The sequence below is a fragment of the Merdibacter massiliensis genome, from assembly GCF_900155395.1.
GTDB lineage: Bacteria > Bacillota_I > Bacilli_A > Erysipelotrichales > Erysipelotrichaceae > Merdibacter > Merdibacter massiliensis.
The window spans coordinates 48,935-72,428 of record NZ_LT699728.1 but is presented as its reverse complement, the minus strand read 5'-3'; the positions used below and the strand labels follow the sequence as shown (position 1 = coordinate 72,428).

The following is a 23,494-nucleotide window of genomic DNA, read 5'->3' as shown; positions in this document are numbered from 1 at the left end:
AATGAATTTACCAAACAAATTATCTTTGATGCGCATGGCGCTGGTACCATTGATAGCAGTGATCTATCTTGCGGCAGAAATGACGGGCTTTTTATCAGGGACGGTCATTTTAGCAAATGTAGCGCTGCCTTACAGCGATCTGCTTGTATTTGTGTTATTCGCCATTGCATCTATTACGGATTACTTTGACGGCCATATTGCCCGGCGTGATCATTTAATTACCTCTTTTGGCAAGTTTATTGATCCGATTGCCGACAAATTGCTGGTGAATACGCTGTTTCTCTTGTTCGCCTGGTCGTCGCGGGTATCGATCATAGCGGTATTGCTGATGATCATGCGGGATACGATCGTGGATGGACTGCGCATGAATGCAGCAGCCAGTGGAAAAGTGGTAGCTGCCGGCTATGCCGGTAAATTGAAAACGGTATTGCAAATGTTGACGATCATCTTTGTGCTGCTGCACGATCTGCCTTTTGCATGGTTTGGTATAACGGTAAGCACATTCTTGATCTGGGTCGCAACTGCCGTATCTTTATATGCAGGATTTGTTTACTTTTGGCAATTGAAAGATATCGTGATGGAAACAATGTAATGAAAGAACTAGTGGAATTATTAAAAGAAAAAAAATTAACGATTGCCAGTTGCGAGAGCTTGACAGCCGGCCTCTTTAGCAGCCGCATCGCAGAAATACCAGGTGCATCGAACGTGCTGGTAGGCGCAATCGTTACTTATGCAACAAGGATCAAAGAAGAAATCGTACATGTCGACCCTAAGATCATCGAACAAGAAGGTGTTGTCAGTGCGGCATGTGCAAAGGCAATGGCTGAAAACACAAGAAAATTATTACAGGCTGATTTGTGTGTTTCTTTTACGGGAAATGCCGGACCTGCGTGCATGGAGGAACAACCTGCAGGCAGTGTCTATTGTGCATTGGCCAGTGCAAAAGGCTGCCAGAGCTATCATTTTCAGATCGATCATGCGGATCGCAATGAAGTGCGAGAACGTGTAGTACAGGCGATGCGTGATCAGGTCATTTTGTTTCTGAAGAAAGAACAGGAGATAGAAAATGGATGAGAAAGTAGTGAAAAACGAAAAGAAAGATGCATTGTTGGAAGATGCGATCAAACAGATTGAAAAACAATATGGCAAAGGCTCGATCATGAAGCTGGGCGAGCGTGCAGCAGTTGATGTGGATGCCATCAGTTCCGGTTCGATCAAGATCGATGAAGCTTTAGGAATTGGCGGATATCCAAAAGGACGTATCATTGAGATTTATGGACCGGAGTCCAGTGGTAAAACGACACTGGCGCTGCATGCTATTGCCGAGGTACAAAAAAAAGGCGGGCGAGCAGCTTACATCGATGCAGAAAATGCGATCGATCCTCATTATGCTAAGAATTTAGGTGTCAATATCGATGAATTGATCCTCTCTCAGCCAGACAGCGGGGAACAGGGATTGCAGATTGCAGAGATGCTGATCAAAAGCGGTGCAATCGATATCATCGTCATTGACTCAGTAGCCGCATTGGTACCGCAGGCAGAGCTGGATGGAGAAATGAGCGATTCGCAAGTGGGATTACAGGCGCGCATGATGTCAAAAGCGATGCGTAAATTAAGCGGTGTCATGAATCGCAGCGAATGTACAGCTATTTTTATCAACCAGCTGCGTGAAAAAGTAGGAATCATGTTTGGAAACCCGGAAACGACGCCTGGTGGACGTGCATTGAAATTTTACGCCAGCGTGCGTTTGGATATCCGCCGCAGCGAGGCTATTAAAAATGGAACCGAGATCATCGGCAACAAGGTCAATGTGAAAGTTGTCAAAAACAAAGTCGCACCTCCTTTTAAAACAGCTTCAATCGAGATCATGTATGGAGAGGGCATTTCTTATGTAGCAGAATTGCTGGATCTCTGTGTGGATCATGAGATTGTCAAGAAAAGCGGCGCATGGTTCTCTTACAATGGAGAAAAGATCGGACAGGGAAAAGAAGCAGCGAAAAATTTCCTTAAGTCTAACCCGGAACTGATGGAAGAATTATCTGCAAAGCTGAAGGAAAAGATGAATCCGGTCGCAGAAACAGCTAAAGAAGATACGAAAACAGCGTAGCGTACGCTGTTTTATTTTTACTGCGATTCTTGAAAATGTATGCAATCGCGCTATAATATATCTAATAGACGAAAAGAGGGGAAAACCTATGGGTAGATTGGACTTTGATGCAAGTCAACGATATCCTGTTTTGAAAAAAGAGGAGCTTTTGCATCCTGTTCATTTTGTCATTGATATGATCAATGGCTTTGTAAAAGAGGGTGCTTTGCATGATGAAGCAATCGGAGAAATCGTGGTGCCAATACAAGATTTGATTGATCGTCTGCAGTGTCGTACGATCTTTGTGGCAGATTCGCATCCGCCGAAAACAAGAGAGTTTATTTCTTATCCGCAGCATTGTGTGATCGGCAGCGGAGAAGATCGTGTAGTAGAGGAATTACAGCCATATATTCATCAATTGATGCGCAAGAACAGTACCAATGCATTCTTCGCTCCTGATTTTCAGCAATTTTTGAAAGAGGATCTGGATTCGTATAAGGAGATCATCATCACCGGCTGCTGTTCCGATATTTGTATTCTGCAGTTTGCTTTGACGCTGAATGCATATCTTAATGAGCATAATGCAGCCGGCCAAAAGATCATTGTCGTTACAGACTGTGCAGAGACCTATCATATGGATGGTGTGCATGATGCAAAACAGATGAATGCCATGGCATTTGAAATGATGAAAGGAAATGGAATCGAAGTTGTTTCTTCCATTGAGGATTAGAGTATGAAGACATATGATTCAAAATTTGATTTTCGTGATAAACGAAATTTGTCATTAGTGATGGATTTTTACGAACTGACCATGAGCCAGTGCTATTTTAACCGTGATAAAAATGAAGAAGTCGTTTTTGACATGTTTTATCGCAGCAACCCCAATGGAGGCGGCTATTGCATCTGTGCCGGCCTTGAAGAGGTGATTGGTTATATCCAAAATCTGCACTTTGAAGAAGAAGATATTGCCTATCTGCGTTCATTGAATAAATTTTCGGAAGAATTTTTGGAATATCTGCGTCATTTTATCTTTACAGGCGATATCTATGCCATACCGGAAGGGACGCCGGTATTTCCTTATGAACCATTGATCCGGGTCAAAGCAAAGATCATCGATGCACAGCTGTTGGAAACAGCTTTGTTGTTGTCCATGAATCATCAGACACTGATTGCAACCAAAGCAAGAAGGATCGTGCAAGCTGCTAATGGCCGTACGGTCATGGAATTTGGAGCACGTCGTGCCCATAATTTTGATGCGGCTAATTTTGGGGCACGTGCGGCTTATATCGGCGGTGTATTGGGGACAGCAACGACCTATGCCGGTAAAGAATATGGAATTCCTGCACTCGGTACGATGGCCCATTCTTTCATTCAAAGCTTTGACAGCGAGTATGATGCTTTTTTGAATTATGCACAAACGTATCCTGACAGCTGTACGGTCTTATTGGATACATATAATACATTGAAGAGCGGACTGCCGAATGCGATTCGTGTTGCCAAAGAATATTTAGAGCCAAACGGCTATCGCCTGCAGGGAGTACGTATCGACAGCGGTGATATGGCGTATTTATCTAAGAAGATCCGGAAAGCATTGGATGACGCCGATATGAAAGATTGCAAGATCGTCGTATCCAATTCGCTGGATGAATTTTTGATCGAATCGTTATTGTCACAAGGTGCACAGATCGACAGCATGGGGGTTGGTGAGAATCTAGTGACCAGCAAGAGCTCGCCTGTATTTGGCGGAGTTTACAAGATGTCGGCTGTCATCAAAGATGGAGAGATGATTCCAAAGATCAAAGTCAGTGAAAATATTGAAAAAGTTACCAATCCAGGCATGAAAAATTTGTATCGGATCTATGATAAGGAAAGCGGAATGGCACTAGGCGATATTATGACCTTGGTCGATGAAACCATCGATCCTGCACAAGATCTGACGATCTATCACCAGATGAATTATTGGAAAAATAAAACGATTCCCGGCGGTACATATGAACTGCGCGACCTGTTAGTACCTGTCTTTGTCAATGGACAGCTGGTTTATGATTGCCCTACGCTTACACAGATCCGTGCCTATAGTGAAAAAGAACTGACACATTTATGGGACGAGATCAAACGTTTTACTTATCCGCAGACGTATTATGTGGACCTCAGCAAGAAGCTGTTAGAGCTCAAGATGAAGATGTTAGAAGAAGTACCGAAATAAGAAAAGATCACTGCCGTTTTAGGTAATTTAAATTATCGTGTGGGTGATAGGAACAAAAAGAGATGAATTCGCTGCATGTGCAGTAGAACGCATCTCTTTTTTTATGGTCACTAATCATCTTTTAAATCTTCTAAGGTTACAGGGTATGTATGTGTAGATCGTTTGTTTAATGTGTACATTACTCTGTTCCTGAATCGTTTGAAATTTCCATATCCATTTGCAATTTTCAATATCTTTTTTATCATCTCGTTCTTTTTCTCTATAGGTCCATTTGATAAACGTTTGCCCCTATACACGATGAAAGAATGAATGATTTCTTCTTCCCAATGATCTAGCATTTCTCCAATCCTATGCAGCTCTTCACTTTTGGCTAACCAAAATTCCTGGATGATCATATCCAGATCCTTTCGAGCATTATCAGGATCTTTATATGATCTCTTATTGAACTGGAGATAGCGATGATAAAGATCATAACCATTGTTCAGCTCTGAATCAATCGAAAGCATCATCTCCAGTTTTCTCAGATCGGATATCTCATAATGAAAGTGATGGTTATATTCAACTTTTGTATATCGGTCACAATGGATATCTTCAATAAACAACAGATAATATTCATTCGATCTAGGATTCTCCTTAAACCTGCGCATGACTTTCTTTCGTATCCGGTCCACTGCATCCGAAATGTTCTTGATAACATGAAAAGAATCGACGGCGAGGATCGCTTTTGGAAAACAATAAGAAGCAATATCCCTATAAATATCATTCATATCGATGATCAGATAACGAACATAGGATCGCTCCTGGAGATCAATCGAACGAAAATAAGCAAGCATGGTATATTTCGTACGATCTTTCAGAATATCGATGATGGCATGATTATAGAAATCGATCATGATGAGACAATATTTCTTATCTCGTTTTCTGGAGAAATAGAACTCATCCATGCATAGAACATCCGGCAATGGATTTCTTGGAAGATCGACATAGGAATCAAAGATAGTTTGGATCTTGGTAACAGAGAGATCATGCCTGCAGGCAACCTGAAGGAAAGGGACGTTATAACGTTTCAATTCATCCAGGATAGCCAAGATGGTGAAGTCACTGATATTAGAATCAACAGAAGAAAAAGGATTCTCTTCCATGATGGTATGCCGGCAATGAGGGCAGATGAAGCGACGGCGGCGAAAGAGGATCATCGTATGGGAATGTTCATAAATATCGTGAACGATCTGTTTTAAACGATATTCCTTTACTTTAGTTATGAAAGTGTGGCAGGAAGGGCAGCGGATCCCATGATTGATGGTAGAAAGTTCAATGAAATGAATACCATGAGAGAAAAAATCACGATGGATGATGAAATCAGAATCTTTTAATTTAGTGAACAACATCATATAATAGTACCAGAAAAAAACTCCTTTCTTTTGATGATATAGACTAAACAAATCATACAAGGAAAGGAGTTTTTTGTATAGAAATGACCACCCACATGATAATTTAAAGGTGGGGGCCAAATCCACGATAATTTAAATTACCCCGTTTTATTGGTCAGTGATCTTTTTTTGCTTTTGTCTGCGTAAGGCATCTAAGATATCCGGGGCAAATGTACGCTTTTTCGTAACGATCTCTCCTTTGAAGAACAGTAAGATCAGCTGGTAACATTCATTTGCCGTTTTGGGTTCGCTGAGCAAGTGATGATGTCCTTCATGCAAGATAAACAAGCGTTTTTCTTCATGAGTCACTTTTTCATAAGCAGAGAGGCTGCTTTTCAAAGGAATGACTTCATCTGCATCGCCATGCAGAAAGAGAACAGGACAATCGACATGGGCAATGCTCTCACGGCAATTGCGGATGATCTCTACAAATGCAGGATAAAAGCTCTTTGGTACATGAACATCTTTTTCTTTGCCGTCTGAATGAAAGAGCGAACGCGTTCCTTTCTTTACATAGCCTGCTGTTTTGGACATATCCAGATAAATGAAAGCCGGCGCAACCAGTACTAATTTTTCTACTGGATAAAGCGAGGCGAGATAACTGGCAATGACTCCGCCCATTGAAAAACCAAGCAGATAAATCGGCCGTTTCTGTGCAATATAGATATCGACTTGTTTGCGTGCCCGTGACAGCCATTGTTTTGGATCACAGTCTTTTTCATCGAATAGATCATATAAGTCAAATTGAATGATATCAAAGTTCTCTTTCTCGGCCCAAGCAACGATGTTATCCATTTCATGGGAACGGCGTCTTCCATATCCGTGAATCGTGATGATCACAGGACGTGGATGCGGACGAAAAAAAGAAAATAGTTTTCTTTGTTTCATGCGAATCCCTCCTATTGCCATTATAGCATAGGAACTCTTATCTCTTGGAGATAAAATTCATGGAGAAGACATGGTTTTTTTCATTGGATTCCATTATAATAATTACAGAAAAGGTAGGATACATGAAAGCAACTTTACTGATCAAAGATATTCATAAATTATATGCGACCATACAGGGAAAAGATGCATTTATGTGCATCGATCATGCATTTGTCGCTATTCATCATGATACGATCATCGATCTTGGAAATCACGCATATCAATGCTGGGTAGATAAGGATACACGAATCATCGATGCGACCAATGAGATCGTTGTCCCAGCCTTTATCGACACGAATGTGACTTTCAGTTTCGATCGGCGCAGCGGCGATAATGTACGTATCAATCATGAGACCATGGAACTCTTTTATAAAAATGGAATTACGGGTGTCGCAAGCAAAAAACTGCCGGAGATGGCCAGTACCCCTTTTTATCAGCTGTATCCATGCACGCGTAAGCGCATGCCTCCCTTGATCGACTATGAAGATCTGCAAATTTCAGCATTGCCTCCTAATTTTTTGTTAACGACTTCCTTTGCTTATGATACAAAACCGTATTATGATCTGCTTCCTTTAGCCAGTTTATTATGCATAGAAGGAAAAGCAAGTGAATGGGAAGTGTTAGCGGCAATGACCTTACGAGGGGCCAGGGTACTGCATCTTACGAAAAAAAATGGAATTCGCAAAGGAGCAATTGCCGACCTGCTGATCTTTCATGCAAGTGATCTGCATGAATTATTTCATTCATTTGGACGTCCCCGCCTGCATCGGATCATTCATCATGGCGTTCATATCTATCCGCATGTCATCGTATGAGACAGCGGTTTTTTTTGATTCAATTTTACAAAATGCGACAGATTTTACTTTTTCGTTCATATAGTATGAAGGAAAAGGAGGGAATGTGATGCAATTATATGAAACGATCAATGGTGAAGTCAAAGTGCGTTTATTAAAAGATCATCAGCCCAATCAGGCTATGCTCAATGAATTTCAAACTGCCTTTTTTGATTGCAAGATGGAAAAGATGGAGCTGTGCGGAAGAAGTTTGCAAGGGTATGAAGTAGAGGAGCCTGCTTGTTTTTTGAAAGTATTTTTGACATTGCGCAATGTATTGCAAGAAAAGATCATCATTTATAAAGATGATTTTTTATTGAGTTATGACAAGAAAAAATTCTTTTTTGAAGCGGAAGATTATTTTGGTGTACCCCAACAATTGCCTGATATCATGGAAATAGAGGGAGATCGTGCTTTAGAGGGCTGTCTGATCTTTTTGATTCCGCAAAGCGCCTCGCAGATCTTATTCACATATCAAGAGTATGTTGATGAAGAAGATCCCGGCAAGACATATCGGTTGCGATATGTGTTAAAGTGAAAAAATACATGAAGAAAATGTAAACAAATGTAATTCTATGAAAAAAATAAAATAATTGTTGACAAACGCTTTCGCGTTGTGTATGATTGAAACATAAATCGACGATGAAAAGAAGAGTAGGCAGGAAGGTCTTTCAAAGAGAGTTCCCGTATGGTGAAAGGGAATAAAGAATGCACTGTTGAAAATGGTCTTGGAGTTGCGTGGTCGAGAGAGAATCTTAAGGCTACGACGTGTTCGCCCGTTACAGCGATAGAGTATAATCTGGAAACAGACGTACTTGATGAGGCAGAAACAGTGATGTTTTTGTAAAGATAGGTGGTAACGCGAGGTAACCTTCGTCCTATTCAGGAGGAAGGTTTTTTTATTGAAGGAGGAAGGAACAATGATTCAGTTGGAACATGTCTCAAAGACATTTACAACAAAAAGTGGGTATGTACACGCAGTAAAAGATGTGTCCTTGCAGATCCAGGATGGAGAAATCTACGGTATCATTGGTTTCAGCGGTGCCGGCAAATCGACCTTGGTCCGCTGTATCAATTTACTGGAGCGTCCGGAAGAAGGAAATGTGATCGTAGATGGAAAGGAACTGTTAAAATTAACCCCTTCCCAGTTACGCGAGACACGTAAAAAAATCGGGATGATCTTTCAGCATTTCAATTTGATGCGCTCTCGTACAGTTGCACAAAATGTGGCTTTCCCGTTAAAAAAGAGCGGGTTGAGCAAAGATGCAATCGATCATAAAGTCAGAGAATTGTTGGAATTAGTTGATCTGAGCGAAAAAGCCAATGTGTATCCAAGCCAGCTGAGCGGCGGTCAGAAACAGCGTGTGGCGATTGCCCGTGCCTTGGCCAATGATCCAAAAGTATTGCTTTGCGATGAAGCAACAAGTGCCTTGGATCCGCAGACGACCCACAGCATCTTAAAACTGATCAAGGATATCAATCAGAAATTAAATCTGACTGTTGTGTTGATCACACATGAGATGGGCGTGGTCAAAGAAATCTGTGATCGCGTCGCTGTCATGGAAGAAGGCCGTGTCGTAGAGGAAGGCAGCATCGTTGATGTATTTACACATCCGCAGGCAAAAGTAACGAAGAACTTTATTGCCAGTACTTCTACAACGGACCGCATCTACGATCTGATCGAAGAAGGGCATGCTTTGACAGAACTGGGCGAGGATGAAGTGATCGTATCGCTGAAATACGATGCAAAGAATGCATCTCAATCCTTGATTTCTGAAATTTCCCGTACCTATGATGTCGATTGCAATATCATCTTTGGCAATATCGAAGTCGTCAAAGATACGCCGATCGGCACCTTGATCGTCATCTTGAAGGGGGAGAGCCAAAAGCGTAAGGCTGCTTTTGAATGCATCAAATCCCATGGTGTTGAAACGGAGGTGATCAAAAGATGATGGATATATTGAATCAATGGATCCCTAATCTGATCCAATTGATGCCGCAATTTATTGAATCAAATATTCAGACATTGATCATGATCGTGTTCTGCGGATTTGTTTCATTGGTATTTGGTATTCTGTTCGGAGTCATCCTGGTCGTGACCCGTCCGGGAGATATCTTGGAAAACAAGATCATCTATATCGTTTTAGGAAAGATCATCGATCTGTTTCGTGCAGTACCGGGTGTCATCTTGATCATGATCTTGCGGGATGTGACAAAATTTGTTTCCGGAACCTATATTGGTTTTCAGGGATCCTTGTTCCCGCTGATCGTAGGGACCGTGCCATTCTTTGCACGGCAGATCGAACAAGCTATTGCAGAAGTGGATCAAGGTTTGGTAGAGGCCAGCGAAGCGATGGGACTGACGCCATTCCAGATCATCATCCGTGTGTATTTAAGAGAGAGCATTCCTAGCATCATCCGCGGTACATCCATTACTTTGATTGCTTTGATCGGTTTAACTGCAGTCGTAGGAACGATTGGCGGCGGAGGTGTCGGTGCCTTCTGTTATAACTATGGATTTACAAAAAATCAGTTTGATGTCATGTGGGCTTGTGTCATTTCTTTGGTCTTGATGACGATCATCATTCAAAGTATCGGAAATTATCTTGCACGCAAGACGACCCATTAATATGGTTTCAACATCTTAGATGTGAAATAAAACTATAAGAAAGAGAGGAAGAAGATATGAAAAAATTATTAAGCAGCGCATTGGCTTTGGCTTTATGTGCAAGTTTAGCCGGATGCGGCAGCAGCAATGCAGGAGATGGAGAAGATAAGACATTAAAGATCGGTGCCAGCATTACACCGCATGCAGAGATCTTGAATAATATCAAACCAGATCTGGAAGAAATGGGCTATACAGTAGAAATTACTGAATTCAGTGACTATAATACCCCGAATGAAGCAGTTGTAGATGGTACATTGGATGCTAACTATTTCCAGCATAATCAATATTTGGCACAATGGAATGAAGAGCGCGGTACAGATCTAGTATCTGCTGGCGATGTGCATTTTGAACCAATGGGCATTTATTCCGATAAATATAAGTCATTGGATGAACTAAAAGAAGGTCAGCATGTAACGATCGGTATCCCCAATGATGCAACTAACGGCGGGCGTGCTTTGCAGCTGCTGGCATCGAAAGGATTGTTCACGTTGGATGAATCTTTAGGAATCAAAGCGACACCAAATGATATTGGTGAGAGCAAATATGATATTGAGATCGTAGAGATGAATGCCGAAACCGTACCTGTCAGTTTGTCTGATATGGATCTGGGCGTCGTAAACGGAAACAATGCCTTAAATGCGGATGTTTTGGATAAGCTGCTGGTTACCGAAGATGCAAGCGGTGTTGCACAGCAATTTGCAAACTGTGTCGCTGTACGCAAAGGTGACGAGGATTCACAAAAGATCAAAGATCTGATGAGCGTATTAAAATCACAGAAGACAATTGATTTCATCAATGAGAATTATGATGGTATCGTTGTTCCGTTCTTTACAGTAGAATAGTAAACCAGGCAGAACAAGTTTCTGCCTTTTCTTTTGCAATGGCATACCATTGTTTGACAAATATGGTAAAATAAACGTTGAAGATAAAAGGAGAGATGTGCATGCATGGGCTGATAGATTATATGAAACGCAATGCGATGTTTGTTGTGATCTTGGCAGCGATCATTCTTGTGACGCTTGGATTGATCATCTATGAACTGTTGCTTTCTGTACCTGCTGCACAGTCCAGTGAATCATCTCAGGAGAGTACGTCCCAGACGACACAGGCGACGGAAAGCGATACTGCTATCGTTGGCTTTACCGGACGATTGAGCAATGATGATGTTGTTATATTGAATTGGCAGATCGATAATGGCCAACAGACGATCATATCCAGTGCTCTTTATTATGTCGATGAAAAAAAAGGAGATATCTGGCTGGCAGACGTAACGAATCACTCCAGCTATCAGCTTTCTCAAGATGCTTATCAATTTGCAGGTGGAGAGAATACATTTAAAATCATTTGCACACTAGAGAATGATGACACGATCGAAGCACAGACCACGGTCAATATCATTCAGATCGATCATGTCAAATTTTCAAGAGAGATTGTGAATGAAGGCATTCGTCTCTATCTTTCTTATACAAGTACATCCGGTTCCCTAATTGATGTGCCGATCTTGTCTTTTTATGGAAATGGTGCAGAACAGTTTTCTGTGCATTATTTAGATACACAGAGAAGTGAAGAAAATGGGCAAGTACAGACAACGGTTTCCTATTTGTTGCAGGATAATGGAGTACAGCCTGGTTCTTATCGTTTTACTTTGACCTTCCGTTTTTTACAACTGAATCAAAGCTATGAATACAGCGTCGATTATGAAAAGAAAGATGCTCAAGAGCAGCAAACACAATCCAATGATACGACACAGGAGGCAAATGATGAACAATCAACTGAAGAAAATAATGGATGAGGCACAAAAGATCGTATTTTTCGGAGGTGCCGGTGTATCGACCGAAAGCAATATTCCAGACTTTCGAAGCAGTGACGGACTTTATCAGCAAAAGCGTTATCCTTATCCGGCAGAGGTCATGTTATCCAGTGATTTCTTTTATGATCACACGAAAGAGTTTTATGAGTTTTATTTTCATGAAATGATCTATCCTCATGCATTGCCCAATGCGGCACATCGTGCTTTAGCTTCCTTGGAACAAAAAGGAAAGCTTTGTGCAGTCATTACCCAGAATATTGATGGACTGCATCAAAAAGCTGGCAGTAAAGAAGTGTTGGAACTGCATGGCAGCGTCCATCGCAACCGCTGCTTGTCCTGTCACCATTTTTTAGATTTAGAGGAAATGCTGGCACATCGAGATGCACAAGGCATACCGCGCTGTCCCAAATGCGGCGGTTTGATGAAACCGGAAGTTGTTTTATATGGAGAAGGTCTGGACATGGATGTCGTGCAAAAAGCAGTAAGCTATATTTCTCAATGTGATGTTTTGATCGTTGGCGGCACTTCGCTTGTCGTTTATCCTGCTGCAGGATTAATACGTTATTTTCATGGAAATAACCTTGTGTTGATCAACAAAGATCATACCGATATGGATGCACAGGCAAATCTGGTGATTCATGAACCGATCGCACAAGTGCTCTCTCCATGGGCTGCAAAGTAAAAAGCTGTCTCTTTAGACAGTTTTTTATTGCAAAGCACATCATAATTCAATACAATTAGGTACAAATAGGCAGGTGAGAGAGATGAAACAGATCGATACCATCGTTTGGGATTGGAATGGAACATTGTTGGATGATGTGGCTTTGTGTCAGCATACGATCAACCGCATGTTGGCAAAACGTGGTCTTCCTTTGTTAGATCATGAACGCTATCAGCAGGTATTTCAGTTTCCCGTCATCGATTATTATCGAAAAGCAGGCTTTGACTTTGCAAAAGAGCCGTTTGAAGTTCTGGCAAAAGAATATATGGATTATTATCAGCCGCGCAGCATGCAATGTCCATTGCACAAGCATGTGTTAGAAGTGCTGGACCGCTTTCAAAAAGAGGGGAAACATCAAGTCTTATTGAGTGCCTCCCGGCTGGATCTGTTAAAGGAACAATTACAGCATTATCCATTAACTGGTCGTTTTGAACAAGTATTGGGCATTCGTGATTATTATGCCCGATCCAAAGCAGAACTGGCAAAACAGTTTGTAAAAGAAAGTGGAACAGATGGCAAACGTATCGTGTTTGTCGGAGACAGCGTCCATGATTATGAAGTTGCCAAACAGGCGGGATGTGCCTGTATCTTGGTGGCAAACGGACATGAGCATAAAGAAAAACTGCTTCGCTGTGACTGCGAAACAGTGGATCGGATCGAAGAAGTGTCAGCGCTTATCTGAATCGTTCCAAAATTGCAGGAGCAGATCCTCCATTGTCAGTGCATTTTGTACATAATAGGCATGCTGGTAATGGGCCGGCAACAAGGAGCGATATAAGTTTGTCTGATAACGGTCATCGATCAAGACAAGGATACCCTTGTCTTTTTTTGTACGAATGACCCTTCCCATCGCTTGCAAGACCTTGTTCATTCCAGGAAAGATGTAGGCATACTGGTAACCATCGATCCCTTGTGCATTGAAGTGGTCGCGTATAAAATCCGATTCAATATTGATTTGCGGCAGACCTACACCGATGATGATGGCGCCGATCAACCGCTCTCCGCGAAAATCAATGCCTTCGGCAAACATGCCGCCCAATACACAAAAATACAGCTGCCATCCCGCTTGTTGCTCGAAACGTTGCAAGAAAGCAGAACGTTCTTCTTCATTCATATTGCTTTTTTGTAAATGGACAGGGAACTGTGGGTATACTTTTTCAAAAAGTGCGGCACACTCTTCCATATAGCGATAGCTGGGAAAGAAAATGATGTAATTTCCGGGTTTTGGGTGAATACTATGATAAATGGTATTTACCAAAGGAGCCAGAGAAGCACTGCGGTGCTGGTAGCGTGTGGAAATTCCGCTGTGGATCAGCAAGCGAAACTGTTCTTTACCAAAGATGGAAGGGAGTGCAATTCGCTTGGTTTGTTCTTGTTCCCCCAGCAGGGTCGCATAATACAAAGAGGGAGATAAGGTTGCGCTGAAATAGATCGTGCTGATCCCATGTGCGATTCGCTCTTGGATCTGATGCGCCGGATTCATACAGTAGATCCGAATATGACAGAGCTGATCGACTTGTTCATACCAGGTAATGAAATTATCGTCATAATATTCATAGATCCTTCGAAAATCAATCAATTGAAAATAAATCGTCAAGATTTCCTTTTGTGCAGGCAGCTCTTTTTCTTCCTGCAGGTAAGAGTCACAGGCGTTGATCAGCTGATTGAGAAGCTGATACAGATCTTCCATTCCTTCTTTTTGTGAACAGATCGTGTCCTGGCATTGCTTTTTCAGCCGGGTGCAGAGCTGCAGCAGATGTTTGCATGCAGATCGTGCAGGAGCTGGTGCCTCTATTAGCAGTTCTTTTAGTTGAAGCAGATCTTGTTCCCACAAATCGCTGCTGTACATTTCTTGTGCCCGCTGTGGCAAGTTATGCGCTTCATCGATCAAAAAGACATAACTGCCTTTCTCTTCAAAGAAACGTTTGAGGTAAACCCCCGGATCAAAGACATAGTTATAGTCGCAAATGATCAAAGATGCATAATTTGCCGCATCGAGTGAGAGCTCAAATGGACACAGCATTTCTTTTTCTCCTGTCTGGCGAAACAGATCGCTGTCCAAAGCATCTTTTCCCTGTAATAATGCATAGAGGACAGGACGTACACGGCCGTAATAGTTTTTTGCATAAGGGCATTCATCGCAATCTCTTTCATCCAATAAGCACATCTTATCTTTGGCAGTGATCGAGACTGTTTTCAAAGAGAGACCTTGCTGATAGAATAACTGCATGGTATCTTTTGCCACATTGGCAGTCACATTCTTGGCACTGAGATAAAAGATCTTTTCACATTTTCCCTCTCCGATGGCTTTTAATGCCGGAAACAATGTAGAAATTGTTTTCCCGATGCCGGTCGGTGCCTGTACCAACAGGTTTTCGTGATGTACGATGCTTTGATAGACCCATGCGGCAAACTCCCGCTGGTGCGGGCGAAAGCTTGCAAATGGAAATTGAACGCTTTTGGCACTTGTTTTGGCTTCTATGTGCAGATCTCTCTGTAAAAGGGCCCATTTTCGATAATGGTCGATCAGTTCTTCATAAAATTGCTGAAGTTCTTCTCTTGTTTTTGTTATGTCAAAGTATTTGATCTTTTCGCTTTGTACTTGGCAATAGGTAACACGGCAGATGATGGCATCCAGTTCTTTTCTTTCTAATAAATAGAAATATCCATAGACAAAACACTGCGCAAAATGTACAAAATTCGTATCATCGATCTGTTCATAAGGAAGCAGGGTCGATTTGATCTCTTCCAAGATAACGGGATCCTGTTCGCCGTAAATGCCGTCCGCTCTGCCTTCGACGATGATAGAAATATCTTCTAAGGTAGTGGCATGACGAAAAAAGACCTCACTTTGATATCCTTGCGGACGCTGGGACTGCAGCAAGCGGTGGATACGGGATCCTTGCTGTGCGCGTGTTACGCTCTTGCCCTGTGAAGAGAGATCACCTTGCAGATAGCTTGCTTCGACTAATTCATGGACCGAGATGCGACAAGTATACATACCAGTTTCCTTTCTATATAATATCCATCTTTAAGTGTATCACAATTTGTTTTCGCTATGGTATACTAAAACAAGGTGATCGTATGAAAGAAATACATGTTCAGGAAAATGATGCAGGTCAGCGAGTTGACCGCTTCTTAATGAAACTGTTTCCATCCTTGCCCAAAGGGATGATGTATAAAGCCATTCGCAATAAAAAGATCAAAGTGAATCGAAAACGGTGTACGATCGATCAGCGGCTGCAGTTTCAGGATGTGGTTCATCTGTTTTTGCCTCCGGAAGTATTAGAGGAAAAAAAGCAGGCAGACGCTTTTTTGCAAGTGCCGAAAGAATTGGATATCTGCTATGAAGATGAACAGATCCTGATTGTGGATAAACCGGTTGGGCTGCGTTCACAAAGCGATGCAGCCGGACCTCAGGATTGTGTCGTCATGCGCGTCTTGCGCTATTTGTATGAGCAGGGAAGCTATGAACCGCACAGGGAACAAAGCTTTACGCCGGCAATCTGCAATCGTTTGGACCGTAATACGAGAGGATTGATCATCGCGGCAAAGACAGCGAATGCATTACGTGAAATCAATGCCGGCATTCGTTCCCATCAGGTAAAAAAATATTATCTGGCCTGCATAGAAGGAAAGATGGATCGTGAACAAGAGGAAATCCAATTGTATCATCAGAAAATAGGAACCAAAGCGCAGCTGTATGCTCATCCTCATCCAGGTGCGCATCCTTGTGCTTTACGTTATCGTCAACTTGCTTTCTACCACGATGCTTCACTGTTGGAAGTAGAGCTGATCAGCGGGAAATTTCACCAGATTCGCGCCATGTTTGCATTCATGCATCATCCATTGTTAGGCGATGTTAAATATGGAGCAAAACAAAGAAATACATATCAGGCGCTTGCCGCTGTCCGTTTACAGTTTGCTTTTCCGCAAGAGAGCACGATGGCCTATCTCAACAATCAAACAATAGCAATTCCATGGGAAAAAATTGAAAAAGATTGGAAACAGCAGGGAATATTGTAAAAACACATTGGATCCAGTGTGTTTTTTTATGTATCGACAATTTTTTTCTATTTTCTGGATTAGGATAGGGCGTAGGAGGGATTTGATGAAACTAATACAAATCATGCTGTTCATCGTCTGTTCGATTCATCTGTTTCCATCCTCTGCTCTGCAATGGAAAAGCCTGACGCCAATCATGCAGTCTCAACAAGACGGGGTCGTGATCACCCAGCATGTGTCGTGGGTCAAAGAAAATCAATTTCTGGTAGAGCTGGAGGTTGAACTGGCACAGCGATCTATCCAGATAGAGAAACTGGATTTTGAAAGTGCACAGCTGCTTTCTCCTTATGTGATCGATCCAGATCCGCCAATCTTGACAAGGAAAGAAGCTGTGCAGCGGGTAGGTACATTGCAATATTGTTTATGTGCCGCTGTCTCTTTTCATCATGAATCACTGCCTTATGTGCAGCAGATGGATGAGCATACGTTTTGTTGGGATGTAGCAAAACAAATGCAGGAAGAGGGGAAAGAAAACGTTTCTCTATCATTTATGATCGATGTAGATCCCAATGGAAGAGGCTATCGAAGCAATGAAGGAAATATCATTCAGATGCAAAGTTATTTTACATATGTAAAAGGCATGAATGGAAAGATCCTGCAATTACAGCGGATGTATCTGCCGGCTGCCAAAGTTTCCTATCAAGCAAATCAGACATGATTTCATTGGTCAGTGCATACAGTTTATTGAGGTCGATGCACATGGGGAAGAAATATAAGTTTTTATTGGTTTGGCTGGTGTGGATGCTGTTGCTGGTTCCTATCCATGGCAGTGAAACGACACAGGTCATCAGTGATACATCATTGGCTGCACAAGCAAAAAGTGCCTATTTGATGGAAATGAGCAGCGGAAAAATGATCTTTGCAAAGCAGGAGAGTGAAAAGATGTATCCGGCATCCATGACAAAAATGATGGGACTGCTGTTGATCTATGAACAGATCCATGCCGGCAAGTTAAAGCTGAGTGATCGTGTGACCACCAGTGAGACAGCAGCAAGCATGGGCGGTTCGCAAGTCTACCTGAAAGTTGGAGAAACGATGAGCGTGGAAGATCTGCTCAAAAGCATTTGTATCGCTTCGGCAAATGATGCCATGGTAGCAATGGCGGAAAAGGTTGGCGGGACGCAGGAAAGCTTTGTAGAAATGATGAATGCAAAAGCAAAAGAACTGCATTTAGTCAACACCCATTTTGTCAATGCGACGGGTCTGCATGCAGATGATCATTACAGCTGTGCGAAAGATATGGCTTTGATCGCACAGGCATTGATCCAAGAAGGCGGAGACGATCTTTTAGAGATTACGAGTACCTACGATGCGTATATCCGTGAAGACAGTGAACGTTTCTGGCTGGTCAATACCAATAAGCTCATCAAACAATTAGATGGGACGGACGGATTAAAGACAGGCTACACATCACAGGCAGGCAGCTGTATCAGCGTAACGACAAAGCGAAATGATTTGCGTTTGATTGCGGTAGTGATGGGTGAACCGGATGGAAAGACACGCAATCAAGAAGCCTCTGCTTTGATCGAATATGGCTTCTCGCGTTTTGAACAAAGACAGCTGTATAAAAAAGGCGAGAAGATCACCAGCATCGTGAATGAAAAAGGAAATCCATCTACGATTGATTTGGTCACGCAAGAGGATGCAAATTATGTAGTAGAAAAAGGAAAGCAGTCAGCGGTCAAAGAAAAAAAGATACAATGGTTGCAACCGGATCCGCCGTATGTGCCTGGCAAGACATGCGCGCGATTAATGGTGACCATGAGCGACGGGTATCGGTTTTCGATCGATTTGTCTGTGAAGAAAGAAATCAGCAGCGCAAATTTTGTGGATCTATGGATCCGTTCTTTTCGACAGATGTTTGCATGATGCGGCATCTGTCTTTTTTTGTGAACAATATTTGTCGAACGCTTTTTTGACGTGTTCTGACAACCTTTGTCGAAGAAGTCCACATGTCATTTTATCTGTGATAGAGTGTGAGCGGAGGGTTGAAAATGAAGCATACATATCAAAAAGATGAGCTCCGTCTTTTTTTTGACGGTGATTTTGATCATCTTCATGTATTGGAAATGAAAGAGGAAAGCATTCAACTGATCGAACGCTTTCATCCAAGAATTTTAAAACTTGATTTTGCGAATGTTACCTTCGTGGACAGCAGCGGGATCGGTTTTGTGTTGGCGAGATATAAGCAGATGAAACAGCAGGGTGGAGAAGTGATCATCTGCAATCTGTCACGGTTAAATAAAACGATCTTTGACATGAGCGGGATCTTCCAGATCATCCGCTATGAGAAAAGTGAGGGAAGAAAATGAATGAAATGAAACTGATATTCAAAAGCAGATTAGAGAATGAAGCATTCGCAAGGACCTGTGTCGTTGCATTTCTTGCGCCATTACACTTATCAATGGAAACATTGATGGAGATCAAAACGATCATCGCTGAAGGGGTGGTCAATGCCATGATCCATGGATATGAAGGAAAAGAGGATGGAGATATTGCTTTAGAAGTCTGTTATGACGAAGAGATCATCATTATCGATCTATTTGATCAAGGCTGCGGCATTGCGAACATCGAGCAGGCCATGCAGCCATTATATACAAGCCGTCAGGATCTTGAAAGAAGCGGAATGGGATTTACGATCATGCAAACCTTTGCGGACGTTTTTCATGTAGATTCAAAACCAGGTGTAGGCACGAACCTGCATATAGAAAAGAAGCTTTTGTGAAATTAGAAGAAATGAGCAATGAGGAGCTGATCCAGGCAATTCAAGAAGGCTCTCAAGAAGCAAAGGATGTATTTGTCACACGTAATCAGCCTTTGGTATATGCACTCGCTAAACGTTTTGTTTCCTCACGCATACCATTTGAAGAACTGGTACAGATTGGCTGCGTGGGTCTGATGAAGGCCTTGAATCATTTTGATCTGCGTTATCAAGTGAAGTTTTCCACCTATGCTGTACCGATCATTTTAGGAGAGATCAAACGCTTTTTTCGAGATGACGGCAGCATACGCATCTCCAGATCGATGAAGGAAAATTATCTGCAGATGCTCAAAGTGAGAGAACAGCTGCAGCAAAATTATGGACGGGAAGTAAGTTATGAAGAGATTGCACAGGCGTGTCATCTAGAAGTAGAAGATGTCATCTTGGCTTTTGAAGCCAATCAGTTTACGCTATCCTTTGATGAAGTCATTTATGAAAATGATGGTTCGCCTATCTTGTTAGAAGATAAAGTGGCAGATGAAAAACAAAAGGACGTAACCTTACAGGTATCTTTGCGCCAAGAGATCGCACGTTTATCACAGCGGGAACAGTTGTTGCTGCATTACCGTTATGATCTGGGAATGAAACAGGAAGAAATTGCTCAACGTTTGCATGTATCGCAGGTACAGGTTTCCCGTTTGGAAAGAAAAGTGCTCGAGAAGTTGAAAAACGAGTTGGTGAATACATGAGCATCATGTTATAATGAGGTGCGATACAGAAATGAGGGATGTTTTGTGAACTGTAAATATCGAATACAGGAATTTTGGAAATATTTTTTAAGTTTGCAAAAAGAATTAGAATCTGCTTTGCGTGATGGAGAAGATGCACTGGCAGAAGATCTGATCAAAGAGATCAATGTGCGATTAGAAACCATTTGCGGTTGCAAGGTATTGATCGAATTGAATGAAGATGGCTTTTTTGAGATGACTTTTGATACAGGTCCAAATAAGACCGTGCAGTATATTACAGAATTGATGCGTCAGTGTGCGCCTAAAGAACTAGTCGAGGATTGGATCATCAACAGCTGGCTGCCGCCTTATTCCTCAAAAGCCAAGAATGCTGTCTTGCGCATCAAAGATAAAGTATATACAGGAGCAGACTTCACGGTTTTTTATGAGATCGATGATACAAATCGCTGCCTGCATGTCGATGTTTATTGTCCTGGCTTTCAAGATATTGCAGATGAAGATCGAAAAAGAGAGATGTCTGCTTATATGCTGGAGCTTTTTTTGGGAGAGCTTGAATTGGAAGCACGTATTGCCACTATCACGCCGATCGATCAGCCAATCCAGGATAGCGAAAATTTTTGTTTACTGCCAAATTTCTATGAAGATGTGTGCGATATCGTGATCGATCGGGAATGGTTAGAATATCATGAGCCAACCAATATCTATATGGCATTTAAAGTGAATGAAGAACCAACAAGTGATGCATTACGAAAAGATATGAAACTCATCATCACGACGAACTCTCTTCTGCAGGAAGAACTTTTAGCAAAAAATTATGATTCCTGCATAGATTTTCGTGACAAAGGCGGCGAGTACGGATATCTGTATTATGAAAATCCCTATGATGATGAAAAGAATGCTTTGATACGTCAAACGATGGAGAAGAAGCTGAATGATCTCTTGCAGCCGTTGGCAATTGCACGCACGATCGGCGGTGCCATTGGAACACAATACTCTTATATTGATTTTGCAATCTTTGATAAAGATGCATTTGCTATCGTGTTGGAAGATTTACAGTCAAAGATACACTTTGCCATTCATTATCAACCGTTCTTGAAAGCATAAATAAAAAAGCAAGCTTTCTGTTGGCGCATGCGAACAGAGAAGTTTGCTTTTTTTTATATAGATTATTGAATAGAATCGATCATTGCAGTCAATGCATCCTGAGATAAACCTTTTTCACAGAAGATAGAGTAAGCTATATCATCTTTATTCCAGGTTGCGACCATCCATAGATCATCACTTCCACGCACTTGAATCTGATCGATCGTTTCTGATGAAATGGTTTCCACATTAGTATATGGATGTGAATTTCCACTGATGTCTCCATGGCGTCTGCTTGTACGATAATACAGTTCATTTTGATTATCCGATTGGCTGTAGCGAATTTCTATGAGATCTTTGTCATACACATAATAATCCAGCAAAGAATAACCGTCCGGTATTTCCGTTGGTTCTTGAACTGCCCAATCCTGTGCAAGCTGTGCTTTTGCATCATCTAAAGAATGTACCGTTTGAATAGCGGAGTTTGCTTCTGCATTTTCGCTGATCTTTTCATTATTTTCTTCAATTGTTTCATTAATGGAATCTGTTTCTGGATCACTACAGCCAAAGAGAAGGAGCATCGTGACCAGTAAAACAGTAGGCAAAGCAACTTTCATCATGAACACCTCTTTTTATATGATTCGATAAAATAACCTATTTTATCTTAACAAAATCATAAAAAAAATGAAATAATTTCGAAATATTTTATCTTTTTTTTCAGATAACGTACAAAAAAGAAGCTGTTTATTTAACAGATGAAAGTAGTTTTCATCTAAAATGTCGCATAGATCAGAATTTTGTCGCATAGATTGAGAACAGGTGATAGATTTGTTTACGCTTTTGATGGAAGCACTTGCATCCATGTTTTACTTTACCGGCTATATACGTTCACAAAGTTTTGCAAAACCGTTATCAAAAGAGGAGGAAGAAAAGTGTATTGCACTTTTGCAGCAGCAGGATCGTGGTGCCAGAGAGAAATTGATCGAACATAATCTGCGTTTGGTTGCCCATATCGTAAAAAAATACGATATTAAAAAAACACAAAGCGACGATCTGATCAGTATCGGAACGATCGGACTGATCAAAGCAATCGATTCCTTTCAACCAGCTTACGGAAAAAAACTGACGACTTATGCTTCTCGCTGTATTGAAAATGAAATTTTGATGTATTTGCGAAAGAATAAAAATAGTTTACAAGAAGTATCTTTAAATGAACCGATAGCGAATGAAAAAGACGGCAGCGAGATCACATTATTGGATGCGATTGCGGCACCCCCGCAGAGAAGCGTGGTGGAACAGATTCAATTAGAACAACGATTGAAGCAGCTGGAAAAATATTTGCCGCTATTGGATGAAAGAGAACTGCTTGTATTAGAAAAGCGTTTTGGGCTGCATGGGGAGAAAGAACAGACACAAAAACAAATTGCAGAAGAATTATCAATATCGCGTTCTTATATTTCAAGAATAGAAAAGCGTGCTTTCTTGAAACTGTATAAAGCATTTCGAAAAGAGGAACAAAAAAAGCATATCCATCGATAAGACGTTTCTCTTCAACACTTTCTGGATCATTAAATCATCGAAAGCATATTTTATTCCATCTTTTGGAATGGTATAATGTGCTTGTAATAGGAGAAGAAAAAATGATCAAAGAATTAAATGGACATAAACCAGTGATTGCTAAAAATGCATTTATTGCCGAAGATGCTGTGTTGATTGGCGATGTGGAGATTCAAGAAGGGGCATCCATCTGGTATGGATGTATACTGCGTGGAGACAGCGGTAAAATAACCGTTGGAAAAAACAGCAATGTACAAGACGGATGCATCCTGCATTGTGATCGCGGATATGAGGTGAACATTGGCGACAATGTTACTATCGGCCATGGCGCCATCGTTCATGGTGCAATTGTAGAAGATGAAGTATTGATCGGAATGCGGGCAACCATATTGAATGGAGCTTATATTGAAACACAAAGCATGATTGCGGCGGGTGCGTTAGTAACGGAAGGAAAAAGGATTCCCAGCGGTACGTTGGCGATGGGCATTCCGTGCAAGTTAAAAGAGTTAAGTGATGATCAGCGAAAGATGATCAAATGGAATGCAGAACATTATGTTGGGTTAGCAGATAAATATAGTAAAAAAAGTGATTTATAAATCACTTTTTTTGTAAAATATGGATATTTTTGATTTATACTGGAGTATTTTTATCTTTATTG

The 23,494-nt window shown here is 41.5% G+C and carries 26 protein-coding genes and 1 other annotated feature; of the genes, 22 read left to right on the top strand and 4 right to left on the bottom strand.

What is annotated here, in order from left to right; genetic code table 11:
• Position 1: 1 nt before the first annotated feature.
• From pgsA to BQ9859_RS10500, 5 genes are all read left to right on the top strand, one after another.
• Positions 2-592: a CDP-diacylglycerol--glycerol-3-phosphate 3-phosphatidyltransferase gene (gene pgsA / locus BQ9859_RS10520; RefSeq protein WP_075878127.1), complete on the top strand. Its 591-nt coding sequence runs from the start codon at positions 2-4 to the stop codon at positions 590-592.
• Positions 556-1,074, top strand: coding sequence for a CinA family protein (locus tag BQ9859_RS10515; protein WP_328585273.1), 519 nt, complete (start codon positions 556-558; stop codon positions 1,072-1,074). Before pgsA ends, BQ9859_RS10515 begins: the two co-directional genes overlap by 37 nt.
• A complete protein-coding gene (recA, locus tag BQ9859_RS10510) occupies positions 1,067-2,107 on the top strand; it encodes a recombinase RecA (RefSeq protein WP_075878125.1) in 1,041 nt (346 codons plus the stop codon). Before BQ9859_RS10515 ends, recA begins: the two co-directional genes overlap by 8 nt.
• An 88-nt stretch (positions 2,108-2,195) precedes the next feature.
• Positions 2,196-2,816, top strand: coding sequence for a cysteine hydrolase family protein (locus BQ9859_RS10505; RefSeq protein WP_075878124.1), 621 nt, complete (start codon positions 2,196-2,198; stop codon positions 2,814-2,816).
• A gap of 3 nt (positions 2,817-2,819) precedes the next feature.
• The gene (locus BQ9859_RS10500) at positions 2,820-4,292 is read left to right on the top strand and encodes a nicotinate phosphoribosyltransferase (RefSeq protein ID WP_075878123.1); all 1,473 of its coding nucleotides are present in this window, start codon (positions 2,820-2,822) and stop codon (positions 4,290-4,292) included.
• 110 nt (positions 4,293-4,402) lie between these two features.
• Here the strand turns inward: BQ9859_RS10500 and BQ9859_RS10495 are convergent, their stop codons facing one another.
• Both BQ9859_RS10495 and BQ9859_RS10490 read right to left on the bottom strand, forming a co-directional pair.
• Complete coding sequence (locus BQ9859_RS10495; protein ID WP_083662858.1) at positions 4,403-5,683, bottom strand: ISL3 family transposase; 1,281 nt, start codon at positions 5,681-5,683, stop codon at positions 4,403-4,405.
• A gap of 147 nt (positions 5,684-5,830) precedes the next feature.
• Positions 5,831-6,610 (bottom strand): alpha/beta hydrolase, encoded by a 780-nt coding sequence (locus tag BQ9859_RS10490; protein WP_075878121.1) that lies wholly within the window; start codon positions 6,608-6,610, stop codon positions 5,831-5,833.
• A 59-nt stretch (positions 6,611-6,669) separates the two neighbouring features.
• On the opposite strand from BQ9859_RS10490, the gene BQ9859_RS10485 reads away from it, so the two are divergent.
• The 8 genes from BQ9859_RS10485 to BQ9859_RS10450 all read left to right on the top strand — a co-directional run bounded on the left by BQ9859_RS10485 (position 6,670) and on the right by BQ9859_RS10450 (position 13,363).
• On the top strand, positions 6,670-7,464 hold the full coding sequence (locus BQ9859_RS10485) for an amidohydrolase family protein (protein ID WP_075878120.1): 795 nt from the start codon (positions 6,670-6,672) through the stop codon (positions 7,462-7,464).
• 88 nt (positions 7,465-7,552) lie between these two features.
• Positions 7,553-8,020 (top strand): hypothetical protein, encoded by a 468-nt coding sequence (locus BQ9859_RS10480; RefSeq protein WP_075878119.1) that lies wholly within the window; start codon positions 7,553-7,555, stop codon positions 8,018-8,020.
• 95 nt (positions 8,021-8,115) lie between these two features.
• Positions 8,116-8,366, top strand: a binding site (T-box leader).
• Positions 8,367-8,402: 36 nt separating this feature from the next.
• The gene (locus BQ9859_RS10475; protein WP_075878118.1) at positions 8,403-9,434 is read left to right on the top strand and encodes a methionine ABC transporter ATP-binding protein; all 1,032 of its coding nucleotides are present in this window, start codon (positions 8,403-8,405) and stop codon (positions 9,432-9,434) included.
• Entirely contained in the window at positions 9,431-10,111 is a 681-nt protein-coding gene (locus BQ9859_RS10470; RefSeq protein ID WP_075878117.1) for a methionine ABC transporter permease, read from the top strand. The genes BQ9859_RS10475 and BQ9859_RS10470 overlap by 4 nt, the downstream gene beginning before the upstream one ends.
• Before the next feature lie 56 nt (positions 10,112-10,167).
• Entirely contained in the window at positions 10,168-10,992 is an 825-nt protein-coding gene (locus tag BQ9859_RS10465; protein WP_075878116.1) for a MetQ/NlpA family ABC transporter substrate-binding protein, read from the top strand.
• A gap of 101 nt (positions 10,993-11,093) precedes the next feature.
• Positions 11,094-11,942: a hypothetical protein gene (locus tag BQ9859_RS10460; protein WP_075878115.1), complete on the top strand. Its 849-nt coding sequence runs from the start codon at positions 11,094-11,096 to the stop codon at positions 11,940-11,942.
• A complete protein-coding gene (locus BQ9859_RS10455) occupies positions 11,911-12,642 on the top strand; it encodes an NAD-dependent protein deacylase (RefSeq protein WP_075878114.1) in 732 nt (243 codons plus the stop codon). Before BQ9859_RS10460 ends, BQ9859_RS10455 begins: the two co-directional genes overlap by 32 nt.
• An 82-nt stretch (positions 12,643-12,724) precedes the next feature.
• Complete coding sequence (locus tag BQ9859_RS10450; RefSeq protein WP_075878113.1) at positions 12,725-13,363, top strand: HAD family hydrolase; 639 nt, start codon at positions 12,725-12,727, stop codon at positions 13,361-13,363.
• On the opposite strand, the gene BQ9859_RS10445 is transcribed toward BQ9859_RS10450, so the two are convergent.
• Positions 13,349-15,682 (bottom strand): ATP-dependent DNA helicase, encoded by a 2,334-nt coding sequence (locus BQ9859_RS10445; RefSeq protein ID WP_075878112.1) that lies wholly within the window; start codon positions 15,680-15,682, stop codon positions 13,349-13,351. The two genes, BQ9859_RS10450 and BQ9859_RS10445, sit on opposite strands and share 15 nt — an antisense overlap.
• An 83-nt stretch (positions 15,683-15,765) precedes the next feature.
• Between BQ9859_RS10445 and BQ9859_RS10440 the strand changes: the two genes are divergently transcribed.
• The 7 genes from BQ9859_RS10440 (at position 15,766) to BQ9859_RS10410 (ending at position 21,300) form a co-directional block, all read left to right on the top strand.
• Positions 15,766-16,707 carry a pseudouridine synthase gene (locus tag BQ9859_RS10440; protein WP_075878111.1) on the top strand — a complete coding sequence of 314 codons (942 nt, stop codon included), beginning with the start codon at positions 15,766-15,768 and terminating at the stop codon, positions 16,705-16,707.
• Positions 16,708-16,792: 85 nt separating this feature from the next.
• The gene (locus tag BQ9859_RS10435; RefSeq protein WP_075878110.1) at positions 16,793-17,404 is read left to right on the top strand and encodes a hypothetical protein; all 612 of its coding nucleotides are present in this window, start codon (positions 16,793-16,795) and stop codon (positions 17,402-17,404) included.
• Positions 17,405-17,445: 41 nt separating this feature from the next.
• Positions 17,446-18,615: a D-alanyl-D-alanine carboxypeptidase family protein gene (locus BQ9859_RS10430; protein WP_075878109.1), complete on the top strand. Its 1,170-nt coding sequence runs from the start codon at positions 17,446-17,448 to the stop codon at positions 18,613-18,615.
• Between the two features lie 125 nt (positions 18,616-18,740).
• Complete coding sequence (locus tag BQ9859_RS10425) at positions 18,741-19,058, top strand: anti-sigma factor antagonist (RefSeq protein WP_075878108.1); 318 nt, start codon at positions 18,741-18,743, stop codon at positions 19,056-19,058.
• Positions 19,055-19,471: an anti-sigma F factor gene (spoIIAB, locus tag BQ9859_RS10420; protein ID WP_075878107.1), complete on the top strand. Its 417-nt coding sequence runs from the start codon at positions 19,055-19,057 to the stop codon at positions 19,469-19,471. Before BQ9859_RS10425 ends, spoIIAB begins: the two co-directional genes overlap by 4 nt.
• Positions 19,468-20,196: a sigma-70 family RNA polymerase sigma factor gene (locus tag BQ9859_RS10415; RefSeq protein WP_235846433.1), complete on the top strand. Its 729-nt coding sequence runs from the start codon at positions 19,468-19,470 to the stop codon at positions 20,194-20,196. The genes spoIIAB and BQ9859_RS10415 overlap by 4 nt, the downstream gene beginning before the upstream one ends.
• 45 nt (positions 20,197-20,241) lie before the next feature.
• On the top strand, positions 20,242-21,300 hold the full coding sequence (locus tag BQ9859_RS10410) for a hypothetical protein (RefSeq protein WP_075878105.1): 1,059 nt from the start codon (positions 20,242-20,244) through the stop codon (positions 21,298-21,300).
• A 62-nt stretch (positions 21,301-21,362) separates the two neighbouring features.
• On the opposite strand, the gene BQ9859_RS10405 is transcribed toward BQ9859_RS10410, so the two are convergent.
• Positions 21,363-21,896, bottom strand: a complete 534-nt coding sequence (locus BQ9859_RS10405; protein ID WP_075878104.1) for a DUF4367 domain-containing protein — start codon at positions 21,894-21,896, stop codon at positions 21,363-21,365.
• A gap of 211 nt (positions 21,897-22,107) precedes the next feature.
• Here BQ9859_RS10405 and sigK point away from each other — a divergent pair, with 211 nt between their 5' ends.
• On the top strand, positions 22,108-22,818 hold the full coding sequence (gene sigK, locus BQ9859_RS10400; RefSeq protein WP_075878103.1) for an RNA polymerase sporulation sigma factor SigK: 711 nt from the start codon (positions 22,108-22,110) through the stop codon (positions 22,816-22,818).
• Between the two features lie 101 nt (positions 22,819-22,919).
• The gene (locus BQ9859_RS10395) at positions 22,920-23,432 is read left to right on the top strand and encodes a gamma carbonic anhydrase family protein (RefSeq protein WP_075878102.1); all 513 of its coding nucleotides are present in this window, start codon (positions 22,920-22,922) and stop codon (positions 23,430-23,432) included.
• Positions 23,433-23,494: the final 62 nt, after the last annotated feature.